General features: G+C 74.1%; 13 protein-coding genes, 1 pseudogene and 1 riboswitch. Of the genes and pseudogenes, 3 read left to right on the plus strand and 11 right to left on the minus strand.

Features of this window, described 5'->3' with window-relative positions; translation table 11 throughout:
• Positions 1-266: 266 nt before the first annotated feature.
• Positions 267-650, minus strand: coding sequence for a hypothetical protein (locus tag ACFF45_RS06845; RefSeq protein WP_381343282.1), 384 nt, complete (start codon positions 648-650; stop codon positions 267-269).
• Positions 651-1,121: 471 nt separating this feature from the next.
• On the opposite strand from ACFF45_RS06845, the gene sepH reads away from it, so the two are divergent.
• Positions 1,122-2,156, plus strand: coding sequence for a septation protein SepH (gene sepH / locus ACFF45_RS06850; protein ID WP_381343284.1), 1,035 nt, complete (start codon positions 1,122-1,124; stop codon positions 2,154-2,156).
• Between the two features lie 257 nt (positions 2,157-2,413).
• Here the strand turns inward: sepH and ACFF45_RS06855 are convergent, their stop codons facing one another.
• A complete protein-coding gene (locus ACFF45_RS06855) occupies positions 2,414-3,265 on the minus strand; it encodes a sulfurtransferase (RefSeq protein ID WP_381343287.1) in 852 nt (283 codons plus the stop codon).
• A 287-nt stretch (positions 3,266-3,552) separates the two neighbouring features.
• Here ACFF45_RS06855 and ACFF45_RS06860 point away from each other — a divergent pair, with 287 nt between their 5' ends.
• Positions 3,553-4,386 (plus strand): VOC family protein, encoded by an 834-nt coding sequence (locus tag ACFF45_RS06860; RefSeq protein ID WP_381343290.1) that lies wholly within the window; start codon positions 3,553-3,555, stop codon positions 4,384-4,386.
• Here ACFF45_RS06860 and ACFF45_RS06865 read toward each other — a convergent pair.
• The 5 genes and pseudogenes from ACFF45_RS06865 to ACFF45_RS06885 form a co-directional block, all read right to left on the minus strand.
• Positions 4,375-5,022: a thymidine kinase gene (locus ACFF45_RS06865; RefSeq protein WP_381343293.1), complete on the minus strand. Its 648-nt coding sequence runs from the start codon at positions 5,020-5,022 to the stop codon at positions 4,375-4,377. The genes ACFF45_RS06860 and ACFF45_RS06865 overlap by 12 nt on opposite strands.
• Positions 5,023-5,095: 73 nt before the next feature.
• Positions 5,096-6,292 carry an alkaline phosphatase family protein gene (locus tag ACFF45_RS06870; RefSeq protein WP_381343295.1) on the minus strand — a complete coding sequence of 399 codons (1,197 nt, stop codon included), beginning with the start codon at positions 6,290-6,292 and terminating at the stop codon, positions 5,096-5,098.
• Entirely contained in the window at positions 6,292-6,888 is a 597-nt protein-coding gene (locus ACFF45_RS06875; protein ID WP_381343473.1) for a DUF5998 family protein, read from the minus strand. Before ACFF45_RS06875 ends, ACFF45_RS06870 begins: the two co-directional genes overlap by 1 nt.
• A 179-nt stretch (positions 6,889-7,067) precedes the next feature.
• Positions 7,068-7,193, minus strand: a pseudogene (locus ACFF45_RS06880) (hypothetical protein); the annotation flags it as partial.
• A gap of 75 nt (positions 7,194-7,268) precedes the next feature.
• The gene (locus tag ACFF45_RS06885; protein ID WP_381343298.1) at positions 7,269-10,118 is read right to left on the minus strand and encodes a bifunctional acetate--CoA ligase family protein/GNAT family N-acetyltransferase; all 2,850 of its coding nucleotides are present in this window, start codon (positions 10,116-10,118) and stop codon (positions 7,269-7,271) included.
• Positions 10,119-10,296: 178 nt separating this feature from the next.
• Between ACFF45_RS06885 and ACFF45_RS06890 the strand changes: the two genes are divergently transcribed.
• Positions 10,297-10,578, plus strand: a complete 282-nt coding sequence (locus ACFF45_RS06890; RefSeq protein ID WP_381343301.1) for an HPr family phosphocarrier protein — start codon at positions 10,297-10,299, stop codon at positions 10,576-10,578.
• A 212-nt stretch (positions 10,579-10,790) separates the two neighbouring features.
• Here ACFF45_RS06890 and ACFF45_RS06895 read toward each other — a convergent pair whose 3' ends face one another.
• The 4 genes from ACFF45_RS06895 to ACFF45_RS06910 all read right to left on the minus strand — a co-directional run bounded on the left by ACFF45_RS06895 (position 10,791) and on the right by ACFF45_RS06910 (position 15,648).
• Positions 10,791-11,486, minus strand: a complete 696-nt coding sequence (locus ACFF45_RS06895) for a GntR family transcriptional regulator (protein ID WP_381343304.1) — start codon at positions 11,484-11,486, stop codon at positions 10,791-10,793.
• Positions 11,487-11,679: 193 nt separating this feature from the next.
• Positions 11,680-12,444, minus strand: coding sequence for a M23 family metallopeptidase (locus tag ACFF45_RS06900; RefSeq protein WP_381343307.1), 765 nt, complete (start codon positions 12,442-12,444; stop codon positions 11,680-11,682).
• A 12-nt stretch (positions 12,445-12,456) separates the two neighbouring features.
• Positions 12,457-12,619: riboswitch (cyclic di-AMP (ydaO/yuaA leader) on the minus strand.
• 201 nt (positions 12,620-12,820) lie between these two features.
• On the minus strand, positions 12,821-14,209 hold the full coding sequence (locus ACFF45_RS06905) for a M16 family metallopeptidase (RefSeq protein ID WP_381343309.1): 1,389 nt from the start codon (positions 14,207-14,209) through the stop codon (positions 12,821-12,823).
• On the minus strand, positions 14,206-15,648 hold the full coding sequence (locus ACFF45_RS06910; protein ID WP_381343476.1) for a M16 family metallopeptidase: 1,443 nt from the start codon (positions 15,646-15,648) through the stop codon (positions 14,206-14,208). Before ACFF45_RS06910 ends, ACFF45_RS06905 begins: the two co-directional genes overlap by 4 nt.
• Positions 15,649-15,855: the final 207 nt, after the last annotated feature.

A 15,855-nucleotide genomic window follows, 5' to 3' on the forward strand; every position in this document is an offset into this window, starting at 1 on the left:
CCACCTGACGGCGTGGCGCCTCGGAGGTGTCCGGCGTCGCTGTGGGAGCAGGCGTCGAACCGCCCCCGCCGGACGCGGAATCGGTGCCGGTACCCGAGTCGGCACCGGAATCGGAGCCCGAGGAGTCTGAGGAGTCCAAGGAGTCTGAGGAGTCCGAGGAGTCCGAGGAGGACGGCGTGTTCCGGCCGGCGAGTCGTCCTCGACCGTCGTGCCGCCCCCGCCGCCGACGCTGCTGCCGGAGGCCGGTTCGTGGGCGGTGATGCCGGTCATCGCGACGCCGAAGGCCAGGGCCGCCGCCGGCAGCGGGCGCCGCCGGCCTTGCCCGCGCGCGGTGGACCGTGCCCGCGGTGGACTCGCCGGGCGGGCGCGGTGCCTGCTCCGCCGGGCCCGGCGAGGACCACCGCGTCGCGAAGCTGCTCACCGGTCCGCGAGAAGACGTGCTGCAACAGCGAACCGCCGCGGGTGGCGACGGCACTGACGACTCCGGCGCCGAGGATCGTTCCGTGGACCCCGAAGCAGGAGGCGAGCAGGGCGGCCGCCACCGCGGCCAGAAAGCTGCCCGCGACCTGGGACACGCTCGGGTCGATCCGCCTGTTCCGCACCGTCTCCCCGGTGCTCGGCTCCTGGACGACATCGGGCCTTCCACGCATTACGGGGCCTTGCCTGCCTTTCCCGCACTTGGCCGACCTGAGGTACGAGAGGGGGACGTACGGCCGGAACCGGCAGTTTCCGTTCCCGGCCATTCCGTGAAGTACGCCACGCGTTTGACCGGGAGAACCCGTCAGCGACGGCCAACCGCCGTCCCCCGGAAGAAGTTGGGCGGCGCGCCAATCCACGCGCGTGGTCCGAATGGAGTACTGTTGCGAGCCCTGGGTCCGGTCTCCCGCCAGGGCGTCCGGGACCTTGACGGACCACCGGGAGGGGGCTTGGTGCCCAGGGTGACGGAGTTGGTCACTCAGCGTTGCGAATAGGTAACCGTGCCATAACGGCGGTCCCGGGCCCGCGCCCGACACGCCGGGCAACTCGGCAAGGTTGTGGCAGGCTGCACCCGGGCAGGCCACACTCGACTAGCGGAAGCAGCGACGCACGTGACGTCGGCAGGCACCACCCGGGAGGTCCCCATGCCCGAACTGCGTGTCGTGGCCGTCTCCAATGACGGCACACGGCTGGTGCTGAAGGCTGCGGACAGCACGGAGTACACGCTTCCGATCGACGAACGGCTCCGCGCCGCCGTACGCGGCGACCGTCCCCGCCTCGGCCAGATCGAGATCGAGGTGGAGAGCCATCTCCGCCCCCGAGACATCCAGGCGCGGATACGCGCGGGCGCGACGGCGGAAGAGGTCGCCCAGCTGGCGGGCATTCCCGTGGATCGCGTACGCCGCTTCGAGGGCCCCGTGCTGGCCGAGCGCGCCTTCATGGCCGAGCGGGCCCGCAAGACCCCGGTCCGCCGCCCCGGCGAGAACTCCGGGCCGCTGCTCGGCGAGGCCGTGCAGGAGCGGCTGGTGCTGCGCGGCGCCGAGAAGGACACCGTGCAGTGGGACTCCTGGCGCCGCGACGACGGCACCTGGGAAGTGCTGCTGGTCTACCGCGTGGCGGGCGAGCCGCACTCGGCGAGCTGGACGTACGACCCGCCCCGGCGGCTCGTCCAGGCCGTCGACGACGAGGCCCGCTCGCTGATCGGCGAGGCCGACGACCTCGGTACGCCCGAGCCCAGCTTCCCCTTCGTGCCGCGCATCGCCCGGCTGCCGCGTGAGCGCACGCTCGAGCGTTCCGCCGACCGGGAGCGGCCGAGCCTGCCGCCGCCCTCGGCCGACTCCGCCGAGGAGAGCGCGGGCGAGCGCGACTCGCTGACCAGCCTGCTGGAGGCGGTGCCGAGCTTCCGGGGCGACCTGGTGGTCCCGGAGCGTCCGGCGCCCGAGCCGGTGGAGGAGCCCGCCGCCGAGTCCGAGGCGGAGGAGCCCCCGGCGCCGGCCGCCTCGGCCGGTTCCGCCTACGCGGACGTGCTCATGCCGCGCTCCGTCGGCAGTCACCGGGACCGCCTGGTCGGCGCCACCGACCGCCAGGCCGAGGCCGACGGCGTCCGCCCCGGCCGCAGAGCGGCGGTCCCGAGCTGGGACGAGATCGTGTTCGGGACACGCCGCAAGAAGCAGGAGTAGCAGGCGCCGCGGAGGCGACGGAAGCCTCAGCCGTCACCCGAACGGCGGTACGACAGCGAAGGCCCGCGTCTGCCCGTCAGGCGCGGGCCTTCGGGCTGTGGCCCACAGCGGTGCCATGCCGGTGGTGGATCCGGCGCCGAGGGCTGCTGAGGGTCCGGTGCGGGCCCGCCGGGTCGGCGCACGGCCGGCTGCGGGCCCGGCTCCACGCCCTGCTGCTGCCGGTCGGCACGGGGCCTGCTGCGGTCCGATTCCACGCCCTACTGCGGATCCGGCCCCACGGCGACCGGGCGTGACGGGTCCGACGACCACTCCGACCACGAGCCGACGTACAGCGCCGCCGGAACCTCCGCGACCGCCAGCGCGAGCACCTCGTGCGCCCCGGAGACCCCGGAACCGCAGTACACGCCCACCTTCGCCCCGTTGTGCGCCCCCAGCGCGTCGAAGCGCGCCCGGAGCTGTTCGGCGGGCAGGAAGCGGCCGTCCGCCCCCACGTTCTCGTTCGTCGGTGCGGACACCGCGCCCGGGATGTGCCCGCCCACCCGGTCGATCGGCTCCACGTCCCCCCGGTACCGCTCCGCCGCCCGCGCGTCGAGCAGCACACCCGAGCGGGCCAGTGCCGCGGCCGCGGCCGCGTCGAGCAGACCCTCGGCGCCCGCCACCGGCCGGAAGTCGCCCTCCTCGGGTGTCGGCTCCACCTGCGACAGCGCGCCCTCCCACGCGGGCAGCCCACCGTCCAGCACCCGCACGTCCGGGTGCCCCGTCCAGCGCAACAGCCACCACGCGCGTGCCGCGGCCCAGCCCTGGCCGCCGTCGTACACGACGACGCGCCGGCCCGGCGACACGCCCGCCCGGCGCATCGCGGCGCCGAACTCCGCCAGGTCCGGCAGGGGATGGCGCCCGTGCGCGCCGGGCGCGGAGGCCAGTTCGCGGTCCAGGTCCACGAAGACGGCGCCCGGGATGTGTCCGGCCGCGTACTCGGCCCGACCGTCGAACGGCGGCTCCCCGGCGGCCTTGGCCACACTCAACTGCCAGCGGACGTCGAGCAGGACGGGCGGGTTCGGCCCGGCCAGGTCGTCCGCGAGTTCGGTTGCGGTGATGATGGCGTTCATGGCCACCATCCTCGCGCACAGGTGGCCACGATCGTCCGGGTCCGGCTACTCTGCTCGGCCAGACCGATCCGCTCACCGAGCGTGCGGTATCCACTGCGCGACGTAAGCGTCGACGCCTCGGAAGAACCCCTCGACACAGAGCACCGCAGTGCGGGCAGGCGGCGGGCGCGGTGCGGAGTGCGGCGGCGTGCCGTGGAGGATGGGCCGCCGAGAGGGGCGGGCATCGGCACGGGGGTGCGGGAGCGGAAGCGACGCGGCCACCGCGAGGGGCCGAGGAGAGAGTGACGATGACCGAGGCACGGGGGCCGGCCGGCCGCGACGGCGCAGCGCACGCCCGGTTCGCACCCGGCACGCCCTGCTGGGTGAGCCTGATGGTGCACGGCCTGGCGGCGACCCAGGAGTTCTACGGAACCCTGTTCGGCTGGGAGTTCCGCCCCGGCCCGCAGCAGCCGGGCCCCTCTGTGCGGGCGCTGCTCGACGGCCGCGAGGTGGCGGGCGTCGGCCGGCTGCCCCCGGACCGGCATCTGCCCGTCAACTGGACGCCGTACATGGCCTCCGACGACGTCGACCGGACCGCGGAGACGATCCGCCTGTGCGGCGGCACGGTCGGCGTGGGGCCGCTCGACGCGGAGGACGCCGGGCGGCTCGCCATCTGCTCGGATCCCTCGGGGGCCGTCTTCGGCGTCTGGCAGGCGGCGGCCCACCACGGCGCCCGCCTCACCGGAGTGCCCGGGACCCCGGCCTGGCACGAGCTGCTGACCTTCGAGTCGGAGAGCGTCGCCAAGTTCTACGGGACCGTCTTCGGCTTCCAGCCGGAGCCCGTGGTCTCCGCCGACCTCGACTACCTCACCCTGCACCTCGCCGGCCGCCCCGTCGTCGGCCTGCACGGCGTGGGCACGTCGCTGCCGCGTGACCGGGGTCCGCACTGGCTGACGTACTTCGAGGTGGCCGACGTCGACGAGGCGCTGGAACATGTCGGCGGGCTGGGCGGGCACGTCCTCAGACCGGCGCACGAGAGCGCGCACGGGCGCGTGGCCACGGTGACCGATCCCGAGGGCGCGCGCTTCGCGCTGATCCGGAGCCGGCATCCGGAGCCGGCCGGCGCCGGCTCAGGCCGGTGACACCGGCAGCACGTCGGGCGAGAGCGCCGCGGCGTGCGCCGAGGCGGCCGTCATCCGGCGCCGGTGATGCCGGCGGCACAGCACCTCGTAGCCGACGGTGTCCGCCTGGTTGACGTCGCCGACGACCACTTGGGCGCCCTCGACGACCATCTGGCCGCCGACCGTGCGCGCGTTGTGCGTGGCCCGCGCGCCGCACCAGCACAGGGCCTCCACCTGGAGCACCTCCACCCGGTCGGCGAGCTCCACCAGCCGCTGGGAGCCGGGGAAGAGCTTGGTGCGGAAGTCGGTCGTGATGCCGAAGGCGTAGACGTCCAGGCCCAGGTCGTCCACCACGCGCGCGAGTTGGTCGATCTGCTCCGGCGCCAGGAACTGCGCCTCGTCCGCGATCACGTAGTCCGTGCGTCCGCCCTGCGAGAGATGGTCGACGAGGTACGCGTACAGGTCCATGCCGTCGGCGACCTCCACCGCGTCCGTCACCAGGCCGAGCCGGGAGGACAGCTTGCCCTCGCCGGCGCGGTCGTCGCGGGTGAAGATCATTCCTTGCAGCCCGCGCGCGGAGCGGTTGTGCTCGATCTGGAGAGCCAGCGTCGACTTCCCGCAGTCCATCGTTCCGGAGAAGAACACCAGCTCGGGCATGAGAGGGGGAGCACCTTTCGGCGTATCGGCGGGGGATCGGGGAGATCGACGGCGCGGGGCGGGAGGGAGGGGGTCAGGAGCGTACTTCGAGCAGCGGGACCAGCTGCTCGGCAGGGGTCATCGAACCGTGGTTGCCGACCATGGACGACTCCTTGGGCTCCCGCTCGGAGGCGATGAGCAGGACGTCGTCGCACGCGGCCGCGACCACGTCGCCGATGCGCGCGTACACCCGCTCGTCGATGTGCGGTCCGAACCAGCCCGCCGCGATCGCCTCGTCCCGCGAGGCCACCCAGAACTGCTCGCCGAGCACCTCGCGCCAGCAGGTCAGAACGTCGTTCTCGGCGCCCGGCACCGCGTACACGTGCCGCGCGCGGCCTTCGCCGCCCAGCAGGGCGACGCCCGCGCGCAGCTCCCAGTCCTCGTCGAAGTCGATGCGGTGCCGCTCGTCGAAGGGCACGTCGACCATGCCGTGGTCGGCGGTGACGTAGAGCGCGCTGCGCGGCGGCAACTGCTCGGCCAGGCGCTGGACCAGGCGGTCGACGTACATGAGCTGGCCGACCCAGGTGTCGGAGGCGAGGCCGAAGCGGTGCCCGGCGCCGTCGAGTTCGGCGTAGTAGGTGTAGACGAGGCTGCGGTCGGCGGCGGCGAGCTGCTCGGCGGCGCAGTCCATGCGCTCCTCGCCGGTCAGCCGTCCGTGGAACGTTCCGCCGCTGAGCGCGACCTTCGTCAGCGGGGTGTTCTGGAAGGCGGGGGACGAGACCTGCGCGGCGTGCACGCCGGCGCGGTCGGCCAGCTCGAACACCGTGGGGTACGGCTGCCAGGGGGCCGGAGGGGTCCAGGGCTGCCAGCGGAGCTGGTTCATCAGCCCGCCGGTGGCCGGGTTCCGCACGGTGTAACCGGGCAGGCCGTGCGCACCCGGCGGAAGGCCGGTGCCGACGGAGGCGAGGGAGGTCGCGGTGGTCGCCGGGTAGCCGGCGGTCAGGGGGCGGCCCGTGCCGCCGCGCGAGGTGGCGAGGAGCGAGGTCAGGAAGGGCGCCTCCGCGGGGTGCGCCGCCAGCTGCTCCCAGCCGAGCCCGTCGATCAGGAACACGCAGACCCGGTCGGCGGGGGTCAGCTCGGTGATCGCGGCGGTCATGCCGGGTACGCCCAGGCCGGCCGCCAGCGTGGGCAGCAGATCGGCGAGCGAGCCCGTGCCGTACTCGGGACGGGGGGCGGAGGCGACGGCGAGGGGCTCGGGGTGGTCGTCCCAGGCGTGGGCGGGCTGGGCCATCAGCGCGCGGGGTCCGCGGTCGCCTCGGAGATGGCCTGCGCGAAGACGAGCGCCTGGCGGACCGTCTCCGGGCCGTCGCCGGCCTCGCTGACGCGCAGGCTGAGGTCGTCGGCCGTCGAGTTGCCCGTGTAGCCGTGGTCGGCCTCGCAGTTGGGGTCGCCGCAGGCGGCGGGCTCCAGGTCGATACGGGAGACGGCGCCCCAGCCGATGGTCAGCACGACCTCGCGCGGGAGGGTGCCCGGCGTGTACGACTCGGGGTTGGCGACCACGCGGCTGACCACGACGGAGGAGATCCGGTCGAGCTTCACCGACTCCGTCGACGTCGTGGCGTACGGCGTCGGGGAGGTGCTGTCGGCGGCCTGCTCGTCGGTGTGGCTGACGATGAAGCGGTGGTCGGTGAGGACGAGCACGGTCACATGCCGCCGCACCTCGTTCTGGTCGAACGTGGTCTCCTGGTGGACCAGGTACGACTGGACGGGCTCGCCGCCCACGGCGGCCTCCACCGCCTCGGCCACGAGGGCCGGGTAGTAGCCGCTGCGCTCGATCGCCGCACGCAGCCCCTTGGTCGTCGTACTGGTCTTGGCCATGCCGTCCATCCTACGGGGGCTCACAGACTGCGAGGCACCGCTCGGACGGTCCGAATCCGGGGGCTCCGTACGCGGGCAGGGTCCCCGGGCTTCACCACGGGCAAGGTCCCGGGGCTCCGTACGCCGGCGGGTCCCGGGACTCCGTACGCCGGCGGGGCCCGGGCCCGGACACGGGCGGGGTCCCGGGCTCAGTACGTGGGCAGGGTCCGCGGGCCGAGGTCGTCGCGGACGGGGGGCGGGGCGAGGCGGACGGAGGCGCCGAGGACGCTCAGGCCGTGCGGGGCGACGACGACCGGCTCCAGGGTGACCGCCACCCCCCGTACGCCGGCGGGTCCCGGGACTCCGTACGCCGGCGAGGCCCGGGCCCGGACACGGGCGGGGTCCCGGGCTCAGTACGTGGGCAGGGTCCGCGGGCCGAGGTCGTCGCGGACGGGGGGCGGGGCGAGGCGGACGGAGGCGCCGAGGACGCTCAGGCCGTGCGGGGCGACGACGACCGGCTCCAGGGTGACCGCCACCACTTCCGGGTGGTCGTCGACCAGGCGGGACACCCGCAGCAGCAGCTGCTCCAGGGCGGGGGTGTCGACCGGGGTGGAGCCGCGCCAGCCGAAGAGGAGCGGCGCGGTCCGGATGGAGCGGATCAGCGAGGTCGCCTCGCGGTCGGTGACCGGGACCAGCCGGTGCGCGGTGTCGCCGAGCAGCTGGGAGGCGGCTCCGGCGAGCCCGAAGGAGAGCACCGCTCCGGCGGCCGGGTCGATCACGGCCCGGACGACGGTGTCCACGCCGCGCGGGGCCATCCGCTGCACGACCGGCCGCAGCTCCTCGGGCCTGCCGAACAGCTCCGTCAACTCCGCGTAGGCGCGACGCAGTTGCCCCTCGTCGGCGAGATCGAGCCGTACGCCGCCGAGGTCGGCGCGGTGGCGCAGGTGCGGGGCGGTGGCCTTGAGGGCGACGGGGTAGCCCAGGGCGCGGGCGGCCGCCGCCGCGGCGTCGGGGGTCGGGGCGGACAGGGCGCGGTGCACGTGGATGCCGTAGCGGCCCAGCAGCTCGCAGGTCGCCTCCGCGCCGAGGGTGAGCCCCTGCCCGCGTGCGAGGAGCCCGCCGATCAGCTCCGCGGCGCCCTTCTCGTCGATGTCGTCGTACTCGGGCACCTTCCCGGGGTCGGCGGCCTCCCGCCGCCACTGCGCGTACTTGACGGCCTCGGCGAGGGCGCGGACGGCGCGCTCGGCGGCGGGGTAGGCGGGGATGAGGTGGGAACCGGCGGGGGGCGGCGCGGGGGCGGTGCGCGTCTCCGGGGCACCGGCCGGCTCGGCCCGGCCCGCGGCGCGGGTTCCGTTCGCGGCGCCGGGCACCGGCCCGGCCGCCTGGGGCGCGGTGCTCGCCGCGGCCGACAGGGCGTCCGCGAGCCCGCCCAGCTCCACATGCACCACCAGGACCGGCTTGGAGGGGACCGCCGCCGCGGCCGACCGCAGGGCCTCCGCCAGTGCCGCGTCCCCCGCGGTCCCCTCCCCCACCACCGGTATCGCGGTCACCACGACGGCGTCACAGGTGGTGTCGGCCAGCGCCCGCGCGAGCGCCTCCCGGAAGGTCTCCGGCGTGGCCGCCGTCGTGAGGTCCAGCGGGGCCTGCGGCCGCAGCCCCTCGGCCAGGCAGGCGTCGTAGGTCAGCAGCCCCAGCGACTCGGAGTTGCCGAGGATCGCCACGCGCGGGCCGTCGGGCAGCGGCTGGCGGGCGAGCAGCAGCCCGGCGTCCACGAGTTCGGTGATCGTGTCCACCCGGATCACGCCCGCCTGCCGCAGCAGCGCGGCCACCGTGGTGTGCGGCAGCCGTGTCGCGCGGACCGCGTGCCCCTGCGGCGCCGCGCCCCCATGGCGCGCTCCCTGCACCACGACCAGCGGCTTCGCCACCGCGGTGCGCCGCGCGAGGCGGGTGAACTTGCGCGGGTTGCCGATGGACTCCAGGTACATCAGGACGACGTCGGTGTCCGGGTCGTCGTACCAGTACTGCAGGACGTCGTTGCCGGAGACGTCCGCGCGGTTGCCGGACGAGACGAACGTCGACACGCCCGTGACGCCGGTGACCCCGCCACCGCGCCGGTGCAGCCGGGACAGCAGCGCGATGCCGATGGCGCCGGACTGCGCGAACAGCCCGATCCGCCCGGGACGCGGGGCCTGCGGAGCCAGCGAGGCGTTGAGCCGGACCTCCGGGGAGGTGTTGATGATCCCGAAGGCGTTGGGCCCGATGATCCGCATGCCGTACGCGCGCGCCTGCCGCACGAGTTCCCGCTGGCGCTCGCGCCCCCCGGGGCCGCTCTCGGCGTACCCGGCGGAGACCACGACGAGGCCCTGCACCCCGTGCTCCCCGCACTCGGCGACCACCTCGGGCACGAGCTCGGCGGGCACCGCCACGACCGCGAGGTCGACGGGCCCGTCGATGTCCCGCACCGAGCGGTACGCCGGCACTCCGCCGAGTTCCTTCCGCCCCTCGGGAAGCGCCCTGTTCACGGCGTACAGACGGCCGGTGAAGCCGGCTTCCCGGATGTTGCCGAGCACGCTGCGGCCCACGCCCCCGGGCGTGCGCCCCGCGCCGACGACGGCGATCGACCCGGGGGCCAGCAACCGCCGTACGGACCGTCCTTCGGCGCGCTGCTCCCGCGCGCGCTGCACCGCGAGCGAGCGGTCGGTGGGTTCGAGGTCGAATTCCAGGCGGACGACGCCGTCCTCGAAGCTGCGCTTCTGGGTGTACCCGGCGTCCGTGAACACCTTGATCATCTTGGTGTTGGCGGGCAGCACCTCGGCGGCGAAACGGCGGATGCCGCGCTCCCGGGCGACGGCACCGATGTGCTCCAGCAGGGCGGAGGCGACGCCGCGGCCCTGGTGGGCGTCCTGCACCAGGAAGGCGACTTCGGCCTCGTCGGCGGGCGCGGACGCGGGCAGCCCGTCGGCGCCGATGCGGTCGTAGCGTACGGTGGCGATGAACTCGCCGCCGACGGTGGCGGCGAGCCCCACCCGGTCCACGAAGTCGTGGTGCGTGAAGCGGTGGACGTCCTTGGCGGACAGGCGCGGGTAGGGCGCGAAGAAGCGGTAGTACTTCGACTCGTCCGAGACCTGCTCGTAGAAGCTGACCAGGCGCTCGGCGTCGTCGATGGTGATGGGCCTGACGCGTGCGGTGCCGCCGTCGCGCAGCACCACGTCGGCCTCCCAGTGGGCGGGGTACTCGTGCCGGTCCGACGGGCTCTGCATGGGCCCCAGAGTACGGCTCGCGTCCGACAACGGCGCGAGGCAGTCTGTGGAAAGGGCGGGGCCGGGCCGAGGCCGCGGTCCGGGACCCTCCGCGGCGGGGCGCAGGTCCCGTCGGGCCACGCTTCACGATGTGGGAAACTGGTCTAGACAACCCTGACCACCTGAAGGGCAGCATCACATGGCTGAGCGCCGCGTCAACGTCGGCTGGGCCGAGGGCCTCCACGCCCGCCCCGCCTCCATCTTCGTCCGGGCCGCCACGGCCGCAGGCGTCCCGGTGACGATCGCCAAGGCGGACGGCAACCCCGTCAACGCGGCCTCCATGCTGGCCGTCCTGGGTCTGGGCGCCCAGGGGGGCGAGGAGATCGTCCTGGCCTCCGACGCCGAGGGCGCCGACGCCGCGCTCGACCGTCTGGCCAGGCTGGTCGCGGAGGGCCTGGAGGAGCTCCCCGAGACCGTCTGAGCCCGCCCGCGGCATGTCCGAGGCCGCGTCGTCCCTTTCCGGACGGCGCGGCCTCGTCGTGCGCGCGGCACACGCGGCGGCAATTCACGCCGCGTTCCAGGTTCACTCGGCAGCAAATCGGCGGCCGGGACACGGAAATGCACGGTACGCCGAAAAAGGGCAGCGGAAATGCCCAGCCACCGAATACTTCCTCTTTGTATACGGCGCCCTTGTTAATACCGCGGGCCGGACGTGTTTACGGGACGTTGCGAAGTCCTCACACGCTCCGCGCGGTCGCCGTTGCCGGAGAATCGCAGCCGGTGCGCGCCGGTCGCACGCTCGGTGTGCAGCGCCGTGAGCGCCCGCGCGCGCTCGCTGTCACCCCGCGCCACCGCGTCCACGATCGCGCCGTGCTCCGTCCAGGACTCCACGGGGCTGACGGACACCTCCACGGCGTACATCCAGGCGATCTTGTGCCGCAACTGGGTCAGCATGGCGATCAGCGCGGGGCTGCCGGAGGCCTGGGCGAGCGTCTCGTGGAACCAGCCGCCCAGAGAGCGCAGGTCGTCGCTGCTGCCCCGCCTGGCCCGCTCCTGACCCAGCCGGACCAGGCCGCGCAGCACCTTCAGATGGGCCTCGGTGCGCCGCTGGGCGGCCCGGGAGGCGCCGAGCGGCTCCAGCAGCATGCGCATCTCCAGCAGGTCGGCGGCCTCCTGCTCGGTCGGTTCCGCCACGCACGCACCCGCGTGCCGCCGGGTCACCACGAAGCCCTCGGCCTCCAGGGTGCGCAGGGCCTCGCGGACGGGGACCCGCGAGACGCCGTACCGGCGGGCGAGGAGTTCCTCGGTGAGCCGGCCGCCGCGCTCGTAGACACCCGCGACGATGTCGTCCCGGATCGCGGTGCACACCGAGTGCGCCGGAATACGCATGACCGACCTCCGCCTTAATCCCCGTGCAACGTCGACGATTGACGTGTGTTCAGCGACTCTATTGCAATGAGCCGCAATTTCCGACGGCGGGGCGGAATCATGGATATTTTTTGGACAGAGAGATGCCCGAAACCCCGAAAGCCCCGGCTCGGGGAGCCGGGGCCGCGGGGGCGGGCGACGCGCTGTCAGGCGGTCAGAGGTCGACGCCGTGCGAGCGGAGGTAGGCCACCGGATCCATGTCGGTGCCGTACTCCACGCTCGCCCGGACCTCGAAGTGCAGGTGCGCCCCGGTGACGTTGCCGGTGGCGCCGGACAGGGCGATCTGCTGCCCCGGAGTGACCGTCTGCCCCACCGAGACCCCGATGGACGACAGGTGACCGTACTGGGTGTACGTCCCGTCGTTCATCTTGATCACCACTTGATTGCCGTACGCCCCGCCCCACCCGGCCTCGACCACGGTGCCGGAGCCGACCGCGTGCACGGGAGTGCCGCTCGCGGCGTGGAAGTCGACACCGGTGTGGCTGCCGGAGGACCACAGGGTGCCGCCGGTGCGGTAGCCGGTGGAGACGTAGGAGCCGCTGATCGGCGGCACGTGGGCGGTGAGGCGCTCGCGCTCGGCCTCGCGGGCGGCGCGCTCCCTGGCCTCGCGCGCCTCCTTCACCCGCTCCTGCGCGCGCTGCGCGGCGGCGGCCTCGGCCCGCCGCTCGGCGGCGGCCTCCGCGGCGGCCTGCTGCTGCGCGGCGGCCTGGGCGTCGATCTGCTCGGCGACCGAGTCGCCGATGGAGACGACCGGGAGCAGGCCGGTCTGCTCGGCCGCCGGCTCGGCGGCGAGCGCGGGAGCCGTCAGGGTCCCGACGACTCCGGTGGTGGTGAGTGCCGCGACACCCGCCGCGTGGGCGGTGGTGCGCCGCATCCGGCTGGGACGGCGATGCTTCCCGGTGGCGCGCGTGAACGCCATGTGGTGGCTGGTCCTTTCCTTCCCTCTCGCCTACCGGGTTAGCTGACGGGTTCGGAGCAGGAAGGTCTCCTACGGACTCCCTCGCGGCGCGCGGGCGTCCGATTCACCCCAGGGACTGCGGTGGGTCCCCGGCTCCCCTGGCTCGCGCCGTACGGGGACTCGGCGATGGCTGTCCGGTGCCGCGGATGCGGCGCACTGCCTGACGGACAGCCCGGAAGACGCTAAACGGGGCATCTTTCCATCCCCAAACCCACCAGCGCGTTTGTAGCGCATCCCACAGGTCAGACAGGCAACCTCTCCCGCAATTGGGACATAAAGCGGCCCTGGTGACGCTTCCGTCACCAGGGCCTCTCGACGCGCGTGCGCCCGCCGGCGCCTACTCGGCCGTCACGACGGTGACTTCACCGATGCCGAGGGCCTCCACGGGCGCCTTGATCTGCGCCGCGTCACCGACGAGCACAGTCACCAGGCGGTCCACCGGGAAGGCGCTGACGACCGCCGCGGTGGCCTCCACCGTGCCGGTCGCGGCCAGCTGCTGATAGAGCGTCGCCTGGTAGTCGTCGGGCAGGTGCTGCTCGACCTGGTCGGCGAGGGTGCCCGCCACGGCCGCCGCGGTCTCGTACTTCAGCGGGGCCACACCGACGAGGTTCTGCACGGCCACGTCCCGCTCGGCGTCCGTCAGGCCCTCCGCGGCGAGCCTGCGCAGCACCGTCCACAGGTCTTCCAGCGCGGGGCCGGTGTTCGGCGTGTCGACGGAGCCGCTGATGGCGAGCATGGCGGCGCCGCTGCCGTCGGGGGCGGAGCGCAGCACCTGGCCGAACGCGCGCACCCCGTAGGTGTAGCCCTTCTCCTCGCGCAGGACGCGGTCCAGGCGGGAGGTGAGGGTGCCGCCCAGGCAGTACGTGCCGAGCACCTGGGCCGGCCACACGCGGTCGTGCCGGTCGGGGCCGACGCGGCCGATCAGCAGCTGCGTCTGGACCGCGCCGGGACGGTCCACGACGACCACCCGGCCGGTGTCGTCGGCGGTCACCGGCGGCACCGGCCGCGGCTGTGCCGGGGAGCCCGTCCAGGCGCCCAGGGTCTCGTCGAGCAGCGCGTCCAGCTCGACGCCGGTGAGGTCGCCGACGACCACGGCGGTGGCGGTGGCGGGGCGGACGTGCCGCTCGTAGAAGGCGCGCACGGCCGCGGAGTCGATCTTCGCGACGGTCTCCTCGGTGCCCTGGCGGGGGCGCGCCATGCGCGAGGCCGCCGGGAACAGCTCCTTGGAGAGCTCCTTGGCGGCCCGGCGGGCGGGGTTGGCCAGCTCGTGCGGGATCTCGTCGAGGCGGTTGCGGACCAGCCGCTCGACCTCGCTGTCGGCGAACGCGGGCGCCCTGAGGGCGTCGGCGAGCAGGCCGAGGGCCTTGGCCAGCCGGGAGGCCGGCACCTCCAGGCTCAGCCGGACGCCGGGGTGGTCGGCGTGGGTGTCGAGCGTGGCACCGCAGCGCTCCAGCTCGGCGGCGAACTCCTCGGCGGAGTGCTTGTCGGTGCCCTCGGAGAAGGCCCGCGCCATGATCGTGGCGACGCCGTCGAGGCCGGCCGGCTCGGCGTCCAGCGGCGCGTCCAGGAGCACCTCGACGGCGACGACCTGCTGGCCGGGGCGGTGGCAGCGCAGCAGCGTCAGGCCGTTGCCGAGCGTGCCGCGGGTGGGGGCCGGGAACGCCCAGGGACGTGCGTCGCCCGGCTGCGGCTGGGGGTGGAAGTCCATCGTGGCGAGCTCGGTCACTTGGCCGCCTCCTCGGTGTCGTCGCCGGCTGCGCGCGGGGCGTCGGTGTCGGTGTCGTGGGCCGGTGCGGCCCCGGTGGCGCCGTCCTGTGCGGTCTCCGTGCCGCCGGTCTCGGCGGCCTCATCGGCCTCCGTGGCGTCCGTGACCGTCGGCTCGTAGACGAGCACCGCGCGGTTGTCGGGCCGCAGGCGGGCCTTGGCGACCTCCTGGACCTCCTCGGCGGTCACCTCCAGGACGCGGTCGACGGCGGTCAGGGCGAGCTTGGGGTCGCCGAACAGTACGGCGTACCGGCACAGTTCGTCGGCGCGGCCGGCGACCGTGCTGAGCCGGTCCAGCCACTCGCGCTCCAGCTGGGCCTGGGCCCGCTCCATCTCCTCGGCCGTCGGGCCCTCCTCGGCGAACCGGGCGAGCTCCTCGTCGATGGCGGCCTCGATGACCGGCACCTCGACGTCCCCGGACGTCTTCACGTCCAGCCACCCCAGGGAGGGCGCCCCGGCCAGCCGCAGCAGGCCGAACCCGGCCGCCACCGCCGTCCGGTCCCGGCGTACCAGCCGGTTGTACAGGCGGGACGACTCGCCGCCGCCGAGGACGGTCAGCGCCAGGTCGGCGGCGTCGCACGCGCGCGTGCCGTCCTGCGGGAGCCGGTAGGCGGCCATCAGGGCGCGCGCCGGGACCTCCTCCTCGACGACCTCGCGGAGCTGCCCGCCGATGACCTCGGGCAGCGCGCCGTCGCGCGGGGCGGGCTTGCCGTCGTGCGAGGCGATGGAACCGAAGTACTTCTCGATCCAGGCGAGCGTCTGCCGGGGGTCGATGTCGCCGACCACCGACAGCACCGCGTTGTTGGGCGCGTAGTAGGTGCGGAAGAACGCGCGGGCGTCCTCCAGGGTCGCCGCGTCCAGGTCGGCCATCGAGCCGATCGGCGTGTGGTGGTAGGGGTGGCCCTCCGGGTAGACGAGCGCGGTGAGCTTCTCGAAGGCGGTGCCGTACGGGACGTTGTCGTAGCGCTGCCGGCGCTCGTTCTTGACGACGTCCCGCTGGTTCTCCATGGACTCGTCGTCCAGGGCCGCCAGCAGGGAGCCCATGCGGTCGGCCTCCAGCCAGAGGGCGAGCTCCAGCTGGTGGGCGGGCATGGTCTCGAAGTAGTTGGTGCGCTCGAAGCTGGTGGTGCCGTTGAGCGAGCCGCCGGCGCCCTGCACCAGCTCGAAGTGACCGTTTCCCTTCACCTGGGCGGAGCCCTGGAACATCAGGTGCTCGAAAAGGTGAGCCAGACCGGTACGCCCCTTGACCTCGTGGCGCGAGCCGACGTCGTACCAGAGGCACACCGCCGCGACCGGGGTCAGGTGGTCCTCGGAGAGCACCACGCGCAGGCCGTTCTCCAGGCGGTGCTCGGTCGCTGTCAGGCCGCCGGAGCCTGCCTCGGCTGTGGCCGTGTGACCCATGGGCATGTACGTCCCTTCGATCGCGGTGCGGTCGGGAAACCGCGGATTTCCTGCCAGTCCTGCCACTGTATGCAAGCGCGCGGACCTGGTGCGAAGTTCCCGCAGCGGGTACGCCGAGAGCGAGAACCGGGTCGCCCGGTGCGAGGGCGTAGCCTGCGGGGCAGCGCGGGGCAGGACGGCCCACGTCGGGTCCAGGGTCCGCGTTGT

Origin of the sequence: Streptomyces cinereospinus, assembly GCF_042430725.1 — a bacterium.
GTDB classification, from domain to species: domain Bacteria; phylum Actinomycetota; class Actinomycetes; order Streptomycetales; family Streptomycetaceae; genus Streptomyces; species Streptomyces cinereospinus.

What these genes read in the sequence shown, in the direction of transcription:
- ACFF45_RS06870 (WP_381343295.1), bottom strand. Translation starts at nt 6,292, where the DNA reads ATGGCCCAGCCCGCCCACGCCTGGGACGACCACCCCGAGCCCCTCGCC.
- ACFF45_RS06875 (WP_381343473.1), bottom strand. Translation starts at nt 6,888, where the DNA reads ATGGACGGCATGGCCAAGACCAGTACGACGACCAAGGGGCTGCGTGCG.
- ACFF45_RS06910 (WP_381343476.1), bottom strand. Translation starts at nt 15,648, where the DNA reads ATGGGTCACACGGCCACAGCCGAGGCAGGCTCCGGCGGCCTGACAGCG.
- ACFF45_RS06865 (WP_381343293.1), bottom strand. Translation starts at nt 5,022, where the DNA reads ATGCCCGAGCTGGTGTTCTTCTCCGGAACGATGGACTGCGGGAAGTCG.
- ACFF45_RS06895 (WP_381343304.1), bottom strand. Translation starts at nt 11,486, where the DNA reads ATGCGTATTCCGGCGCACTCGGTGTGCACCGCGATCCGGGACGACATC.
- ACFF45_RS06855 (WP_381343287.1), bottom strand. Translation starts at nt 3,265, where the DNA reads ATGAACGCCATCATCACCGCAACCGAACTCGCGGACGACCTGGCCGGG.
- ACFF45_RS06860 (WP_381343290.1), top strand. Translation starts at nt 3,553, where the DNA reads ATGACCGAGGCACGGGGGCCGGCCGGCCGCGACGGCGCAGCGCACGCC.
- ACFF45_RS06900 (WP_381343307.1), bottom strand. Translation starts at nt 12,444, where the DNA reads ATGGCGTTCACGCGCGCCACCGGGAAGCATCGCCGTCCCAGCCGGATG.
- sepH (WP_381343284.1), top strand. Translation starts at nt 1,122, where the DNA reads ATGCCCGAACTGCGTGTCGTGGCCGTCTCCAATGACGGCACACGGCTG.
- ACFF45_RS06890 (WP_381343301.1), top strand. Translation starts at nt 10,297, where the DNA reads ATGGCTGAGCGCCGCGTCAACGTCGGCTGGGCCGAGGGCCTCCACGCC.
- ACFF45_RS06845 (WP_381343282.1), bottom strand. Translation starts at nt 650, where the DNA reads ATGCGTGGAAGGCCCGATGTCGTCCAGGAGCCGAGCACCGGGGAGACG.
- ACFF45_RS06885 (WP_381343298.1), bottom strand. Translation starts at nt 10,118, where the DNA reads ATGCAGAGCCCGTCGGACCGGCACGAGTACCCCGCCCACTGGGAGGCC.